The organism is Prolixibacter sp. SD074 (assembly GCF_009617895.1).
Taxonomy (GTDB): Bacteria; Bacteroidota; Bacteroidia; order Bacteroidales; family Prolixibacteraceae; genus Prolixibacter.
Genome location: NZ_BLAW01000001.1, coordinates 2200679 through 2216062, shown reverse-complemented (window position 1 = coordinate 2216062; position 15384 = coordinate 2200679). Strand labels below are relative to the sequence as shown.

Here is a 15384-nt window from a genome sequence, read left to right as displayed (position 1 = left end):
GTAGTCGTTTTATATTTTTCGTTTGTTGGTAATGATGAAGTAAATAATAAAGCCAAACGAAACAAAAACCAGTACAATTCCAAATGGAATGAGTGTATTAAAGGAATGCACCCATGGAATTCCCGGTAAATTCTGAACTACGTCGGCTACGATGAGGCCGACACCACCCATGAACGTCACCAAAGCCCATTTCAGGGTTTTGTGCCGGCTGGGTTCCGGATCTTCAGCCGCATGCGGAACAACTTCCAATATGCCGGCTTTCTCAAAATGTCCTTCTTTAATGATACGGCGTTTCAGGAAATAGTCGGTCAAAGTCCTGAGCAGGTAATATATACCGTAAAAAACGACTGCGGTTACGAATACGACTTGCATAATTTTCAGTTTTAAATGTTGTTTGGCTTATATGTCGACTCGGCGATAAGAAAGGTTGCAGCAAATGTCATTTTTTTCGGTTAGCTTTATTTGAAATCAAGTTGAATGGGTGAAAAACAGTAATAAAAGGTGATTGAATCCTTTGTCTCGAAATTTTATTGAGCAGGAGTGCAACATTTCTTCAGGCTTCGAAGACTTATGTACGTATGAACGATCACGATATCGTAAAACAGGTAGTTGATGGAAATGAAAATGCTTTCCGGTTTTTGGTGCAGAAACATCAGAAGTTGGTGTGGCATGTGGTTTGGCGTGTGGTCGGGAAGCCGGATGAAATCGAAGATATTTGCCAGGATGTTTTTATGAAAGTGTACAAAAACATCTCCCGTTTCCGGAACGAATCGAAGCTGTCGACCTGGATTGGCTCCATTGCCTGGAATACTTGTTCTGATTACCTGAAAAAGCACAAACGTGATCGATTGGATTTGTCAGGGACCATTCCGGTAAAAGCCGAATTGGCAATGACCGATGATGCGACCTGGCGTGCGGTGCACGAAACCGACATGAAGGCGGTGGTGCGGAAAGGTATCGAACAGCTGCCGATGTCCTATCATACCGTTTTGACGCTCTACCATCTGGAGGAGTTTTCGTACCACGAAATTGACGAGATTACCGGCATGCCGGAAGGAACGGTGAAAAGCTGCCTGAACCGGGCGCGAAAGCAGTTACGGGAAATATTGGAACATGCCCTTCCGGGGGAAGCCGGGGTTTTTCATCGAATGGAATCATGATTTTTTGATTAAATTAGGATGTTATGAAGGAAGAAGCATACAACGAAATGGACCAGCTGATTCATGAGGTTTTGGAAGAGGGGCCGGAGTTTTCACTTTCAACTGATTTTGCCGGTCGCGTTAGCCGCAAAGTGGGCGATCGCATGTTGAGGAAACGCTTACTGTCCGAATATGCATGGAAAGTTGGTGTTATTGTCGTACCTCTATTAATTTTAACGGGCATCTTTTTCTATTTCGATCCAAAAACAATCCATCAGATGTTTTCGAATGCAGCAAATGAATACCTTCCTTATATATTACTAATTGTACTCGTTGGTTTGATTGTTTTTGCCGATCAGGTTATCCTCCGTTTCTTTTTATTACGAAAAAAATGACCTGCTTCCGGTTATATAGTTCTTAAAGTATTTGATACCGTTGTCTTTTCGCAGGAAATATGCGAATTTTACCCACGAAAATAAAATATTATTTCATGAGCGAAGACAGGCAGATCATTTTTTCGATGTATAAGGTTAGTAAAACCTTCCCACCGCAGAAACAGGTCATCAAAGACATTTCTCTTTCCTTTTTCCTTGGAGCGAAAATTGGGATCATTGGTTTGAACGGTTCCGGTAAGTCAACTCTGCTAAAGATTATTGCCGGCCTGGAAAAAGATTACCAGGGCGAGGTGGTATTTTCGCCGGGGTACGATGTGGGTTACCTTCCCCAGGAACCGCAACTCGATGAATCCAAAACGGTAAAGGAAATTGTGCAGGAAGGTACCCAGGAAGTAGTCGACATACTGAATGAATATGAGGAAATCAACCAGAAGTTCGGTCTGCCCGAATATTATGAGGATGCCGACAAGATGCAGAAGTTGATGGATCGTCAGGCTGCATTGCAGGAACACATTGATGCTACCGATGCCTGGAATCTCGATAACAAACTGGAACGTGCCATGGATGCCTTGCGCTGTCCGGACGGTGATACGTCGGTGAGTATTTTATCGGGTGGTGAGCGTCGCCGTGTGGCCCTCTGTCGTCTACTGCTTCAAGAACCCGACGTACTGCTGCTCGATGAGCCGACCAACCACCTGGATGCTGAATCGGTGCAGTGGCTCGAAATGCACCTTCAGCAATATAAAGGTACGGTCATCTCCATTACGCACGACCGCTACTTCCTCGATAATGTGGCTGGCTGGATCCTGGAGCTCGACAGGGGCGAAGGCATTCCCTGGAAAGGAAATTATACCGGATGGCTGGAGCAGAAGCAAAAGAAGATGGACCAGGAAGCGAAAGGAAATGCAAAGCGCAGGAAAACATTGGAGCATGAGCTGGAGTGGGTACGTATGAGCCCCAAAGCCCGTCATGCCAAATCAAAAGCCCGTTTGGGAGCTTACGAAAAGTTGCTGAACGAGGATGTGAAACAGAAAGAGGAAAAACTGGAAATCTTTATTCCCAATGGTCCGCGTCTTGGTGATAAAGTGATTGAAGCACATGGCGTTTCCAAAGGATTTGGTGAACGATTGCTATTCGAAAATCTTGATTTTGTTTTGCCGCCTAACGGGATTGTTGGGGTAATTGGTCCCAATGGTGCTGGTAAAACCACCTTGTTCAAGATGATTATGGACATGGAGAAACCGGATAACGGAACTTTTTCTATTGGAGAAACGGTTACGCTAGGTTATGCCGATCAAACACACACTGATATTGATCCGGAGAAGACGGTGTTCCAGGTCATTTCAGGAGGTAACGATGAGGTTCAGGTCGGAGGGCGCTCTATCAATGCAAGAGCTTATGCTGCCCGCTTCAACTTCAGTGGTGCCGACCAGGAGAAGAAATGTGGCATACTATCGGGAGGTGAACGCAACAGGCTGCATCTGGCACTTACGCTGAAGTCGGGTGCTAACGTGCTGCTTCTCGATGAGCCAACCAACGATATTGATGTGAATACATTGCGGGCGCTGGAAGAAGGCCTTGACAGTTTTGCCGGTTGTGGCGTTGTTATTTCACACGACCGGTGGTTTTTGGACCGTGTTGCCACCCATATTTTGGCCTTTGAAGGCAACTCTTCGGTGTACTTTTTCGAAGGAAGTTACTCCGAATACGAAGAAAACAAGAAAAAACGCTTTGGAGATACCGGTCCACACCGGATAAAATACAAGAAATTGGTTAAATGAACATAGTTGTATGTGTTTATTTATGAAGCCGGGTTTTCCCGGCTTTTTTCTATTTGTAGCAGGTAGTTGCATTGTCAATTGTCAGGTATAGAGGTGTTTTGGCCCTGATTATAAGGTTGGTCCCTTCTTTTACATAAATCTTAAAAATAAAAGGGCGTACAAAGAATGATTCTAATTTTTTGTTAACTTTATTTAAAGTTGGTTTAAATAAAGTTAATGCTACGAGCGCATTGCGCATTGTATTAGTTGTTTAAGTGTGATTTGCCATCCGGGTCGCGATGTGTTTGTGTCGATTTTATTAAAAATCTAATATGGGGCCTAACTTTTGGCATTTGGGACGGATAAAAAAAATACCTACGTTTATCCCACCAAAACGATAGGAATAGTAGGACATTAAAATCGAATGAAAATGAGAGTAATATCGTTGCTTGCTGCCGTCCTTTTTTTGGGGAATTGGCAGGTGAAAGCGCAGGAGTCATTCCACTTGGTAGCTGATAAAAGTTCTGCAGAGGTAGATGGGACTTCGACACTACACGATTGGAATATGAAAACAACTGATTTGAAGTGTGCCGCAGTGATGGAAATGGATGGAACAGTTGTTAATAATATTGAAAACGTGGCATTCTCTTGTCCGGCCAAAAGTCTTAAAAGTCATGAAAGTTCCATGATGGATAAAAAAGCTTATAAGGCTATTAAGAGTGATAAGCATCCTGAAATCCTTTTTACTTCGGATAAAGTGGAAAATTTGGAGAGCAATGGAAATGAATTTAGTGGAGATTTAGTAGGAAAACTACAATTGGTCGGAGTAACCAAGACCATAAAAATTCCTTTTAAGGGTAAGGTAACGGATGCTTCCCATGCAGTCGTTAATGGTAGTTTTAAACTGAAAATGTCGGAATACGGAATTGAGCAGGTAACAGCCATGCTTGGCGCTATCAAAACCGGTGACGACCTCACCATCAAATATAATTTTGAATTAGGCAAATAGAGAAAACGCAGTGTTCGACCGTGAGTTGGATTAGTGTGAATTGCGGGGACATTGCACCGATAAATAAATAGTAACCACAGATTTTAACCAATTGTTATGAAAAGAGTATTCTTTCTTTTAGCAGGGTTATTGATTGCTTCGTTCACTTTTGGACAGCAATTCGAACAACCCAAACTTGATGGAAGCAATTTTACTAAAGTTCAAGCACATTTAGGTGCCGATTTTGCCCTGCAATATCAGGCTCTTACCCAGTCGGCTGATGGTACAACGTTGACTCCGTTAGGTAAAGGTTTGAACCTGCCTACTGCAAACATGAAAATTTATGCCGATCTGGCTCCCGGAGTTCAGGTTCACCTGACTACCTATTTGTCATCTCGTCACCATGAAGAAACGTGGGTTAAAGGTGGATATCTGCTGATGGATCAGCTTCCTTTCCTGAATTCTGATGTGATTAACAAAATAATGGAGAAGGTAACATTGAAAGTAGGTATGATGGAAATCAACTACGGCGACCAACACTTCCGTCGTTCTGATAACGGTAATGTAACCCGCAATGCATTCGTAGGAAATTACATCATGGATGGTTTCACAACTGCAGGTGCTATTGAAGCAATGTATCGCAACAACGGCTGGATTGCGATGGCTGCGGTATCCAATGGTGCACTGAAACCTTCTCTCGTTTCTTACAATGCAAGTACGCAGACTTACACTAGCTACAATACTGCTGATCAGTTGGCTTATTACGGAAAAGTTGGTTTTGACAAACAACTGAATGAAAATTTCCGTTTGCGTGCAACTGTGTCACTTTATAGCAGTGCGAAGAACAATGCAGGTTCTCTTTACTATGGTGATCGTGCCGGTTCCCGCTACTACCTGGTAATGAAGCCTGAAACCAATAGTGCGAGTGATGTCGATCAGACATCAAATCATACGACTGGTCGTTGGGGCCCGGGTTTCACCAGTAAAGATAATTCAGAAATGTTTAACCTGTTTGCCAAATGGTATGGTTTGGAAGTTTTCGGAACCATTGAGAAGGCAAAAGGAACAACTCCTGGCGGTAACGATTTCGATTATAACCAATATGCAATCGAAGGCCTTTATCACTTTGGCGGCCAGGAGCAGTTCTATGTTGGCACTCGCTACAACAAAGTGAAAAACAGTGACAGTGATGATATGTCAGTTGACCGTGTACAAATTGCCGGTGGATGGCATATGACCAAGAACATTGTTGCCAAACTGGAGTATGTCGATCAGAACTACAACAACTTTGCTCTGTACGGTAACAATGCCGAATTTAAAGGCGTAATGTTCGAAGCCGGAATTTCTTTCTAAGTTCATCCAGGTTACATCCATTATATATTGTTTAGTAAAGACCTTCCCCCACGTGGGGGAAGGTTCTGTTTTTTTAGTTAGTGAAGTAATTTCACATAAGTTCCGACAGGTTGGAACAAATGGTTTTAATTCGGGTATGTCTTACTATCACCGGAAAGCAAAATGAGAAGAAAGATTTACATAGGGAAGGTGTTGTTTCAGGTTGGTCTTTTCGTTTTTCTGCTGCATTTCGGAGGACGGGCAGAAGGAGCGGATTTCAGAGGAGTCTGCCAACTTGCCAAAGTGCGTATTGATGGTTCGACAAATGTCAATCAGTTTCATTTTTATTATGAGCAGCCTCTGACAGAGAACTTTTCATTTGCAGTGCTTCCTACCGATTCCAACCGTCTCGATTCTCTCTCTTTTTTCATACCCATCGAACATATCGATGCCAGTAATCCGGCAATGCTTGATGATTTTAAGGAATTGCTGAAGGCATCGCAATACCCGAAAATTCAAATTACCATTAGTGACGCCGAATTACTGCATATTTTTACTTCCCGGGACGTCAAGAATATTCCGATAGATATAACCATCGCGGGTATGACCAATGATTATGTTTCGCCAATGGAAGTGGTCCGCAGCGAGAAGAATCTGATTGTTGTCAAAGGAAGGACCCGCATTCAACTGACGGATTACAACATTTCTCCGCCGCGTCGTTTCCTGGGAATGATCCGGGTGAAAGACGAAGTATTTATTAATTTTGATATCAAATTAATCACCCAAAAAGCCAATTCGCCGTGAAGTTTAATACGAAAACCAGGTATGGGATCCGTGTAATGATTGAGGTTGCATTAAACGGAGGTCCAGAGGGAATTTATCAAAAGGATATTGCCGAAAATCTGGATTTGTCGGTAAAATACCTCGACCAGATTATTGCTTCACTGAAAGCAGCAGGTTTAATTGCCAATGTACGCGGACGAAAAAGTGGCTACGTTCTTGGACGCGATCCTTCCCAAATTACCATCTACGATATCCACCGGGCCTTCGAACCGGGGATTTATGTTGTCGATTGCCTTTCGAAAAACTACGAATGCGAGAAAGCAAGCCGTTGCACAGCCCGCGACTTCTGGGATATTTTAAACCAAAAAGTCGTTGACCATTTTAAAAGTATCACGGTTGAGGCGCTGGTGGCCGATGTGCGAAAACGCAACGAAGAAAAAGCGTGAACATTCCCAGCTGTTTTAAACCATTTTCAGGTTTAGCTTTTCTTTTTTTCCTGCCGGAGCTGGATTTTTAGCGGCTATTTTTCATTAGATATGATCGGCGGAAATTTATTGTGTTACAAAATTGTTTCCCCCCCCGGCTTTATCGTGTTATATTCTCTATCAAGTAAATCGCCGCTTCAACCGAAGTGGTTGTATCTCAAAATTGTTACTTCAATGTTACCTGCATGTTTTCAGGTGGTTAAAACCCCCGTTTTTACTGGGACGAAAGCGCTTTGTCCCGTAACATTATTGTAATTTTTACTTAACCAGAGTGTAACAACCTCGTACCACATTTGCCAGTGGAAAGTTACTTTAAGTTATCTAACAATGAGAAAAATTCGATTCAGCTTGTTGCTGCTGATCATGATCAGTGGCAGCTTGTTTGCGCAATCAGCGAATTCGGAAAAGAGTAGTGTTGATTTTAAACCAAAAGGGGACCCTTTCGTAAAGATTTTTAGTAATTTTCATTACACGACGATGGATGGAAATGGGCAGCCTGCCTTCGAAATTACCCGGGCTTATTTGGGGTATGAATATTTTTTCAGCCCTGTGTTTTTAGGAAAGGTAAATTTTGATGTGGGCAATCCCGGGGTCGGCAAATTGGAAATGACAGCCTATTTGAAAAACGCCTACTTGCAGTATGCCGACGGCAATGTAACGGTGGCACTGGGTTTAATCGGAACAAAGCAGTTTAAACTGCAGGAGAAAGTGTGGGGATACCGTTATCTCCTCAAGTCGTTTATGGATGAATACAAATTTGGTGCAAGTGCTGATTTAGGCCTGTCGGTTAATTACAACCTGGCAAAGGCAGTCAGTGTTGATTTGACGGTTTTGAATGGCGAGGGATATAAGAAATTGCAGAGTGATAGTGTCCTGATGTATACTGCGGGTATTACTGCTCAACCTGCCAAAAACCTTTGGGCCCGCATATATGTTGATTACATGAAAAAAGACGTAGCTCAGAGCACATATACCGGTTTTCTCGGTTATACCGGAAAAATATTTACTGCTGCTGGTGAGTACAACTATCAGAAAGGGCATGGCAATGTTGCCGACCACGATTATTCAGGTGTTTCGGTCTACACCGTACTGAAAATGAAAAATCATATGAACCTTTTTGCCCGCTTCGACCATTTGACCTCGAAAAAAGTAGATGGAGCAATCGAAAGATGGAACGTCTCTAAGGAGGGACAACTCTACATTGCCGGCATGGAATTCAGTCCGGTGAAGGGCATTAAAATTTCCCCGAACCTACGGGGATGGAACCCGGCCCAGAGCGGGGCAGGTTTCGCTACCAGTTTCTATCTCAATCTTGAAATGAAATTTTAAATCATCCTTCAATACATCAAAAGCAACTTTTAAGTAGTTGAATTATAAAAACCTTTCAAAATGAAAAAGATCTTAATTTTATTGGCTGTCGTAACGGCGTTTACAGCGTGCAAAAGCGGCAGTAAGAAAAAAGGTGCCACTGAGAAATCGGCCAATAGTGAAATCTCGCTGAGTGCGGCGGGAGCAACCTTCCCAATGCCGTTTTACAACATGGCATTCAAGAAATATACCGGTGAAACTGGTGTGTTGATGACTTACGGTGGAATTGGCTCAGGCGGTGGTATTCGCAGCCTGAAAGATAAAGTAGTTGATTTCGGTGCAAGCGATGCATTCCTAACAGATGGGCAGGCAACTGAAATGCCGGCACCTATTGTTCATATTCCAACTTGTATGGGAGCGGTAGTAGTTGCGTTCAATCTTCCAAATATCGAGTCGATAAAACTGACTAATGACGCGTTGGCTAAGATTTTCCTGGGACAGATTACCAAATGGAATGATCCGGAATTGAAAAAGCTGAATCCGGAAACGAAATTCCCGGATATGGCTATTTCCGTTGTTCACCGTTCAGACGGTAGTGGAACCACCTTCATCTTCAGTGACTATCTGACTAAAGTAAGTCCTGAATGGGCTGAAAAAGTTGGTAAAGGCAAATCCCTGAAGTGGCCTGTAGGTATGGGTGCAAAAGGTAATCCTGGTGTAGCCGGGACCGTTAGCCAAACAATTGGTGCTGTTGGTTACATTGGTTCTGAATATGCTTTCGCACAGAAAATTTCGTACGCATTGTTGCAGAATTCATCAGGTAACTACATCAAACCTTCACTGGAGTCAGTTAGTGCTGCCGCTAAAGGTGATATTCCTGACGATACCCGTGTCATGCTGAACAACTCTTCTGCACCGGATGCTTATCCTATCAGTGGATTTACCTGGATCATCCTATACAAAGATCAGAACTACGATGGCCGTTCAAAAGCACAGGCTGAAGCAACAGTAAAATTCCTCGATTGGCTGGTATCACCTGAAGCTCAGTCATTGGCCCGTCAGGTAAATTATGCACCGCTTCCAGCGCCTGCAGTAGAAAAAGCAAAAGCCATTTTGCGGTCGGTTACCTACGATGGTCAGCCACTGCTGAAATAAAAGCTACTAACCCGATTTGATGAATAGCGATAAGATTACAAAATACATTTTATTTACAGCATCATTATTGATACTGGTAGTCGCAGGCGGTATGGCCTTCTCCTTAATCAGGGGGGCCATACCTGCCTTCGATCATTTTGGTTGGCATTTTATTACATCAACAGATTGGGATCCTACGGAGGGACGTGAAAATTACGGTGCTTTGCCGTTTATCGCTGGTACCATGAGCACATCGGTTTTGGCATTGCTCATTTCCATTCCGATGGCTTTCTCAACGTCGTTATTTGTTGCCGAGTATTTCCGGAAAACCAGGGTTGCTTCGGTATTAAGTTCGATGGTTGATCTGCTGGCCGGAATACCGTCAATCGTTTACGGCTTGTGGGGATTTTATACATTAAGGCCATTCATCGTCAGTCTCGGACTCAGTGCACAGGGATACGGAATTTTTACGTCGGGCATTATTTTGGCCATTATGATCATTCCGTATGCCACTTCCCTCAGTAACGAAATCATCACCATGGTACCGAATGAACTGAAAGAAGCAGCTTATTCGCTCGGTGCCACCCGGCTCGAAGTCATTTTCAATGTGATTATTCCCAATGCCCGTTCGGGTATTGTTGCCAGTTATATTCTGGCTTTTGGACGCGCTTTGGGAGAAACCATGGCCGTCACCATGTTGATTGGTAATGCAAACAAGGTTCCAACGGGGCTTTTCAGCACGGGAAATACCATGGCCAGTGTCATTGCCAACCAATTCGGCGAAGCAGCCGGTTTAAAATTAAGCTCACTGATTGCAATTGGCTTACTGTTGTTTGTGATAACAGCGTTGGTCAATGCTGCCGGTAAGTTTATTATTCGAAAATTATCCTGATGGATAGAATCTTTCAAATCAGTAAGAAATGAAAGCTACGGTAATCCGTGACCACTCCAAAGCGAGAAATACCAAGAACAAGGTATTTTTGGGGGCTGTCATTTTCTTTTCGCTTCTGACGATTCTTCCGATTGCATTTATTATCGGGGAGTTGGTGATTAAAGGAATTGGGCAAATTAATCTCTCATTCTTTACGCAAATTGCTCCTGATACACTGGAAGCAATGACGGCAAAAACAAATGGTGAAACGATTCCGGGAGGAATTGCCAACGGTATAACGGGTTCCATTCTGATTGTTCTCTTGGCAGCGGTAATGGCTATTCCGTTCGGAATCATTATTGGAATTTACTTGTACGAAAACCAGGGGAAACGTTATTCCAATGTGATTCGTGATATCACCGATGTTCTTCAGGGAGTACCATCCATCGTTCTTGGTTTGATAGTCTACCTGTGGGTGGTAAAAAATATTACGAATGGTTATTCTGCCCTGGCAGGTAGTGTGTCACTATCCATCATGATGTTACCTTTAATTATCCGGTCGACGGAAGAAACGTTGAAAATGATTCCCGAAACATTGAAAGAAGCTGCGGTAGCCCTGGGCGTTCCTTATCACAAAATCATTCTTCGCGTATTGATTCCCTCCAGTTTCAGCGGATTGCTCACGGGTATTCTGATTTCTATCTCCCGAATTTTGGGGGAAACGGCACCGCTGATGTTGACAACGCTTGGGAACCCGCAGATAAACTGGGACATCACTCAACCAACGAGTGCGGTGCCTTTGTTGATTTGGGATTTCTACAACGATCCCAATATGGTTAGTTTGATATGGAGTTCATCCCTGTTTTTGATGGGATTCGTATTGACACTGAATATCATTTCCAAACGAATTTCAGCAAAACATAGTATTCATTAACTTAGTAACGTTGGTTGCCGGAGTGGATGCCGGTTGGGTCAAATGATTGAATTAAGAACATAAAGCATATTTAGCTTTAATCGAACGATTATCGATGAACGAAAATATTATTGAAGTAAAAGATCCGGTTTTGTCCATTAAGAACTTGTCGATTGCTTACGACAAGGGAGGTAAATACGCCATTAAAGATGTTTCGGTAGAGGTAAAACGCGATGCCATTACGGCGATAATGGGCCCATCTGGCTGCGGGAAAAGTACTTTGTTGCGAGCCATAAACCGCATGCACGAGTTATATCCCAACATTGTTACAGAAGGAAAAATCATGTTGAATGATGAAGACGTTTATGACATGTCGACCATTAAGCTCAGGCGGAAGATTGGAATGGTTTTTCAACGCCCGAATCCATTCCCGACCATGAGCATTGCTGACAATGTGATTGCCGGGTACAAGCTCAATGGAATCCGTTTGAAGAAAAGTGAGAAAGAAGAAATTGTTGAAACGTCGCTCCGTGATGTGGCTTTGTGGGACGAAGTAAGGGAGTCGCTCTTTAAGAAGGGAACTTTCCTTTCGGGTGGACAGCAGCAAAGGTTGTGTATTGCCCGGGCGCTGGCTTTCAAACCGGATGTGATTTTGCTGGATGAGCCGACTTCGGCGCTCGATCCGGTAGCTACGGCTCGCGTGGAAGATCTGCTGGTAGAGTTGAAGAAAAATTACACCATCGTTTTGGTGACGCATAACATGTCGCAGGCGGCCCGTATTTCAGATAACGCCATGTTTATGTATCTTGGAGAATTGGTGGAATATGACAAAACCAAAACCATGTTCACCAATCCGAAGGATTCTCGTACCGAAGGATACCTTACCGGAAAATTCGGTTGATGAGAAACCGGTGGCACAGTATATTTGTAAAAAGTAACCAACTTAACCAAACGAAAATTCAAACTTTCCTTAAATCGAAAAACAAATGAATGTAAAAAAGGAAAACGCGATACTCGATATTCTTTCCCGTTTTGAGGACATGGCCAACCTTATCCTTCATCAACTCGACCTGGTTGAGGGAGTTATGAGCCAGGGTGAGGCCGAGGTTCCGGACGAGGTTTCGAAAGAAATTAAGAGTAACGAGAAAAAAATCAATAAGCTGGATGTGAAAATCGGCGAAAAAATCATTAACACCATTGTACTGCAAAAGCCCGTTGCTTCCGACTTACGTCAGATGATGGCTATTTATCAGATGGTTAGTGATTTGGAACGAATTGGTGACTTAGTGACCAATATTGCTGGTTCAATACCCAGGATTAAAGATGAAGCGGTATTTGAGCGTTTGTCAGATGTTATTTCCAATATGTTGATTTCGAGCGTTAATATGGTTCGGAAGTCGATTCTTTCGTTCATTAATAACGATAGGGAATATGCCATTTGGACCATTAAAAACGATTCGGTGATTGACGAACTCAATCATAAACTCATTAAGAAAACCGTAAAAAAGAGCAAACTGCCCAAGGAAACGCAGGATATGTTGCTCAGTTTCATTAATATCAACAGTATTATTTCGAATATTGAACGAATTGCCGATCATGCAACTAACGTAGCTGAAGCATCGATTTACTCACTTGATGGGACTGATATCCGCCACCAGCATATTGATTTGGATGATGATGATTAATGGCGGGAACAGGGCTTAACAGTGGTGAAGGAGCTTAGTCGGCTTAAAACTTATGAAAAATGGCAAAAGATAAACCTCGCATTTTAATTGTTGACGATGAAGAGGATATTTGCGAAATCCTTCAGTTTAACTTAGAAAGTGAAGGTTATGAGACTGATGTAGCCTATTCTGCTGAAGATGCAGTGACCCAAAAGCTCAAGAAGTATAACCTGATTTTGCTGGATGTGATGATGGGAAAAATGTCGGGTTTTCGCCTGGCTGAAAAGATTCGGAAAGACATGGGGCTGACGGTTCCAATCATTTTTCTCACCGCAAAGGATACTGAGAATGACGTTGTAACAGGCTTCAATATCGGAGCCGACGATTATATTGCAAAACCATTTTCGATAAAAGAGGTGGTGGTACGGGTAAAAGCGGTTTTGCGCCGCACTAGTGGTGAAATACAGCACGTTGAGCCCGTTATTACTTCCGGTAAGTTTAAACTCGACACAGAAGTAAAACGCCTGCTGATTGAAGACAAGAAAATTGATTTGACTCGAAAGGAGTTCGAAGTGATGCGGTTATTAATGGAAAATGAGGGAAGGATCTTCCCCCGTGAAGATATTCTTAGCCGTGTATGGAGCGATGATGTGGTGGTTACCGACCGGACCGTTGATGTGAACATTACACGGTTGCGCAAGAAATTGGGAGAGTATGGAAAGTGCATCCGGAACAAGTCGGGTTTTGGCTATTATTTTGAGGTTTAACACTGACAAAATTTAAATAACAACGATGTTTACAAAAGACAGCTTTCAACGGAAATTATTCGTCTATTACTTCTCTCTTTTTGTGGTGTTTACGATGTCGATCCTGATATATCAGTATCAACGCGAAAAGGACTACCGGAAAGGACAATTGGATGCCTCGCTTGAAAGCTATACCAATCTGACGGATCAATACATCCGGCACGAAGGAATTTATTCCAGTAGCAATTTTGCCAAACTCGATTCACTAAAAGCGCTGATTCCAACGGATGAGGTTCGTATTACGGTCATTAATCACGATGGCAAAGTATTATACGATAGCTCGGTGAAGGATTATACACACATGGAGAACCACCTTCATCGCCCTGAATTGCAAAAATCCATCTACTCCGATTTTGGTGCCAACCTGAGAAAATCGGCCACTACGGGCAAGAACTACTACTATTTTGCCCGGTTTTACCAGGATTATTTTGTTCGGGCAGCCGCCGTTTACAACATGCAAATTCGGCATTTCCTGAAAGCAGAGAAAACATTCATTATATTCATCCTCTTCCTGTTTTTCGTGATTTGGTTTGTTCTCCGTTTGGTTTCCCGTCGTATGGGCGACAGTATCTACAAACTGAAGGATTTTGCAGTAACAATTCGTCGCGGTGGGATCTACGATCGGAATATTCAGTTTCCTGATGATGAACTGGGAGTAATTAGTCACGAAATTATTAAGCTCTATAAGCAACTCCGCAGAACAAAAGATGAACTGACCCAGGAGAAAGAAAAACTATTCAGTCACCTTTTCGTGCTAAATGAAGGAGTGGCATTCTTTTCGTCCGGGAAGAAGACATTGCTTTCCAATAATCATTTCATTCATTTCATTAACATTATTTCGGAAGAATCCACTATTTCGGCCGAGCAGGTTTTTCAAGTCAAAGCATTTGAAACGATCAACCAATTCCTCGGCGAAACACTGAAGTCGGAAACCGAGTATTTCCTGCATGATTTGCCACGCATGGAGCTGAATCTTCAGGTAGCTGGTCGCTATTTCCATGTTCAGTGTATTGTTTTCCAGGACAAGACTTTTGAAATTATTATTACCGATAATACCAAGCTGGCTCGGCAACGGCTGATGAAACAGCAGATGACTTCGAATATTGCGCACGAGCTGAAAACGCCCATTGCTTCGGCAAGAGGGTATCTCGAAACGATTCTCGAGTCGCCGGATCTGGATCCGGAAAAACAACGCCACTTTATCGAAAAAGCCAACGGCCAGGTAAACCGTTTAACCAAACTGGTAGGCGATATTGCTTTATTAAATAAGATTGAAGAGGCAGGTGAATATTATGCCATCGAAAAGGTGACGGTTGGCAAGTTGATTTCGGAAGTTGTCGACAGTTTCCAGACGATGATCAGCCGGAAGAGCGTGGTGGTGGAAGTCGATGTGGAATACGATTTGGTTATAAAGGGTAATTACTCACTGGTATTCTCCATCTTCCAGAATCTGATGGAAAATGCGCTGAACTACGCCGGTGAAAACATAACCATCACCATCAAACATTATCTCGAAGACGATAAGTTCCACTATTTCGCTTTCTCCGATAATGGTATTGGTATCGCCGAGGAACATCTTTCACGCCTCTTCGAACGGTTCTACCGTATTGATACCGGGCGTTCACGTAAATTAGGAGGAACAGGATTGGGACTGGCCATCGTGAAACACGCCGTGGTGTATCAGAAAGGCGAGATTACCGTACGTAACCGGAAAGAAGGAGGACTGGAATTCTTGTTCTCGCTGCCTCGTTTCATCGAAAAGAAATAATTCAAAATATCATCCAGGCAAAGGCTGTCTCATGAATG

At 43.0% G+C, this 15384-nt stretch carries 16 protein-coding genes; 15 read left to right on the top strand and 1 reads right to left on the bottom strand.

The genetic code is table 11. The features are described 5' to 3' along the window. Positions 1–9: 9 nt before the first annotated feature. Positions 10–372, bottom strand: a complete 363-nt coding sequence (locus GJU82_RS09660) for a hypothetical protein (RefSeq protein WP_153631958.1) — start codon at positions 370–372, stop codon at positions 10–12. 206 nt (positions 373–578) lie between these two features. Here GJU82_RS09660 and GJU82_RS09655 point away from each other — a divergent pair, with 206 nt between their 5' ends. The 15 genes from GJU82_RS09655 (at position 579) to GJU82_RS09585 (ending at position 15346) form a co-directional block, all read left to right on the top strand. Continuing rightward, on the top strand, positions 579–1160 hold the full coding sequence (locus GJU82_RS09655; RefSeq protein WP_153631957.1) for an RNA polymerase sigma factor: 582 nt from the start codon (positions 579–581) through the stop codon (positions 1158–1160). A gap of 23 nt (positions 1161–1183) precedes the next feature. After that, positions 1184–1534, top strand: a complete 351-nt coding sequence (locus tag GJU82_RS09650; protein ID WP_153631956.1) for a hypothetical protein — start codon at positions 1184–1186, stop codon at positions 1532–1534. 95 nt (positions 1535–1629) lie between these two features. Then, on the top strand, positions 1630–3315 hold the full coding sequence (gene ettA, locus GJU82_RS09645) for an energy-dependent translational throttle protein EttA (RefSeq protein ID WP_153631955.1): 1686 nt from the start codon (positions 1630–1632) through the stop codon (positions 3313–3315). A gap of 409 nt (positions 3316–3724) precedes the next feature. Next, the gene (locus GJU82_RS09640) at positions 3725–4303 is read left to right on the top strand and encodes a YceI family protein (protein ID WP_194831023.1); all 579 of its coding nucleotides are present in this window, start codon (positions 3725–3727) and stop codon (positions 4301–4303) included. A 96-nt stretch (positions 4304–4399) separates the two neighbouring features. Continuing rightward, positions 4400–5635, top strand: coding sequence for a hypothetical protein (locus tag GJU82_RS09635; protein ID WP_153631953.1), 1236 nt, complete (start codon positions 4400–4402; stop codon positions 5633–5635). 162 nt (positions 5636–5797) lie between these two features. Then, positions 5798–6418: a YceI family protein gene (locus GJU82_RS09630; RefSeq protein WP_153631952.1), complete on the top strand. Its 621-nt coding sequence runs from the start codon at positions 5798–5800 to the stop codon at positions 6416–6418. Then, positions 6415–6843, top strand: a complete 429-nt coding sequence (locus tag GJU82_RS09625; RefSeq protein WP_153631951.1) for an Rrf2 family transcriptional regulator — start codon at positions 6415–6417, stop codon at positions 6841–6843. Before GJU82_RS09630 ends, GJU82_RS09625 begins: the two co-directional genes overlap by 4 nt. A gap of 366 nt (positions 6844–7209) precedes the next feature. Continuing rightward, the gene (locus tag GJU82_RS09620) at positions 7210–8211 is read left to right on the top strand and encodes a hypothetical protein (protein ID WP_153631950.1); all 1002 of its coding nucleotides are present in this window, start codon (positions 7210–7212) and stop codon (positions 8209–8211) included. 60 nt (positions 8212–8271) lie between these two features. After that, positions 8272–9345, top strand: coding sequence for a phosphate ABC transporter substrate-binding protein PstS (pstS, locus tag GJU82_RS09615; protein ID WP_153631949.1), 1074 nt, complete (start codon positions 8272–8274; stop codon positions 9343–9345). A gap of 19 nt (positions 9346–9364) precedes the next feature. Further along, positions 9365–10216 carry a phosphate ABC transporter permease subunit PstC gene (gene pstC, locus GJU82_RS09610; protein ID WP_153631948.1) on the top strand — a complete coding sequence of 284 codons (852 nt, stop codon included), beginning with the start codon at positions 9365–9367 and terminating at the stop codon, positions 10214–10216. Positions 10217–10244: 28 nt separating this feature from the next. Continuing rightward, positions 10245–11129, top strand: a complete 885-nt coding sequence (gene pstA, locus GJU82_RS09605; RefSeq protein WP_153631947.1) for a phosphate ABC transporter permease PstA — start codon at positions 10245–10247, stop codon at positions 11127–11129. A gap of 94 nt (positions 11130–11223) precedes the next feature. Then, the gene (pstB, locus tag GJU82_RS09600) at positions 11224–12009 is read left to right on the top strand and encodes a phosphate ABC transporter ATP-binding protein PstB (RefSeq protein WP_194831022.1); all 786 of its coding nucleotides are present in this window, start codon (positions 11224–11226) and stop codon (positions 12007–12009) included. A gap of 85 nt (positions 12010–12094) precedes the next feature. Further along, positions 12095–12793 (top strand): phosphate signaling complex protein PhoU, encoded by a 699-nt coding sequence (gene phoU, locus GJU82_RS09595; protein ID WP_153631946.1) that lies wholly within the window; start codon positions 12095–12097, stop codon positions 12791–12793. 59 nt (positions 12794–12852) lie between these two features. Continuing rightward, on the top strand, positions 12853–13539 hold the full coding sequence (locus GJU82_RS09590) for a response regulator transcription factor (protein ID WP_153631945.1): 687 nt from the start codon (positions 12853–12855) through the stop codon (positions 13537–13539). A 25-nt stretch (positions 13540–13564) separates the two neighbouring features. Then, entirely contained in the window at positions 13565–15346 is a 1782-nt protein-coding gene (locus GJU82_RS09585; RefSeq protein ID WP_153631944.1) for an ATP-binding protein, read from the top strand. Positions 15347–15384 lie beyond the last annotated feature (38 nt).

What these genes read in the sequence shown, in the direction of transcription:
- pstA (WP_153631947.1), top strand. Translation starts at nt 10,245, where the DNA reads ATGAAAGCTACGGTAATCCGTGACCACTCCAAAGCGAGAAATACCAAG.
- GJU82_RS09585 (WP_153631944.1), top strand. Translation starts at nt 13,565, where the DNA reads ATGTTTACAAAAGACAGCTTTCAACGGAAATTATTCGTCTATTACTTC.
- GJU82_RS09660 (WP_153631958.1), bottom strand. Translation starts at nt 372, where the DNA reads ATGCAAGTCGTATTCGTAACCGCAGTCGTTTTTTACGGTATATATTAC.
- GJU82_RS09620 (WP_153631950.1), top strand. Translation starts at nt 7,210, where the DNA reads ATGAGAAAAATTCGATTCAGCTTGTTGCTGCTGATCATGATCAGTGGC.
- pstS (WP_153631949.1), top strand. Translation starts at nt 8,272, where the DNA reads ATGAAAAAGATCTTAATTTTATTGGCTGTCGTAACGGCGTTTACAGCG.
- GJU82_RS09590 (WP_153631945.1), top strand. Translation starts at nt 12,853, where the DNA reads ATGGCAAAAGATAAACCTCGCATTTTAATTGTTGACGATGAAGAGGAT.
- pstC (WP_153631948.1), top strand. Translation starts at nt 9,365, where the DNA reads ATGAATAGCGATAAGATTACAAAATACATTTTATTTACAGCATCATTA.
- GJU82_RS09655 (WP_153631957.1), top strand. Translation starts at nt 579, where the DNA reads ATGAACGATCACGATATCGTAAAACAGGTAGTTGATGGAAATGAAAAT.
- pstB (WP_194831022.1), top strand. Translation starts at nt 11,224, where the DNA reads ATGAACGAAAATATTATTGAAGTAAAAGATCCGGTTTTGTCCATTAAG.
- GJU82_RS09650 (WP_153631956.1), top strand. Translation starts at nt 1,184, where the DNA reads ATGAAGGAAGAAGCATACAACGAAATGGACCAGCTGATTCATGAGGTT.
- ettA (WP_153631955.1), top strand. Translation starts at nt 1,630, where the DNA reads ATGAGCGAAGACAGGCAGATCATTTTTTCGATGTATAAGGTTAGTAAA.
- GJU82_RS09630 (WP_153631952.1), top strand. Translation starts at nt 5,798, where the DNA reads ATGAGAAGAAAGATTTACATAGGGAAGGTGTTGTTTCAGGTTGGTCTT.
- GJU82_RS09640 (WP_194831023.1), top strand. Translation starts at nt 3,725, where the DNA reads ATGAGAGTAATATCGTTGCTTGCTGCCGTCCTTTTTTTGGGGAATTGG.
- phoU (WP_153631946.1), top strand. Translation starts at nt 12,095, where the DNA reads ATGAATGTAAAAAAGGAAAACGCGATACTCGATATTCTTTCCCGTTTT.
- GJU82_RS09635 (WP_153631953.1), top strand. Translation starts at nt 4,400, where the DNA reads ATGAAAAGAGTATTCTTTCTTTTAGCAGGGTTATTGATTGCTTCGTTC.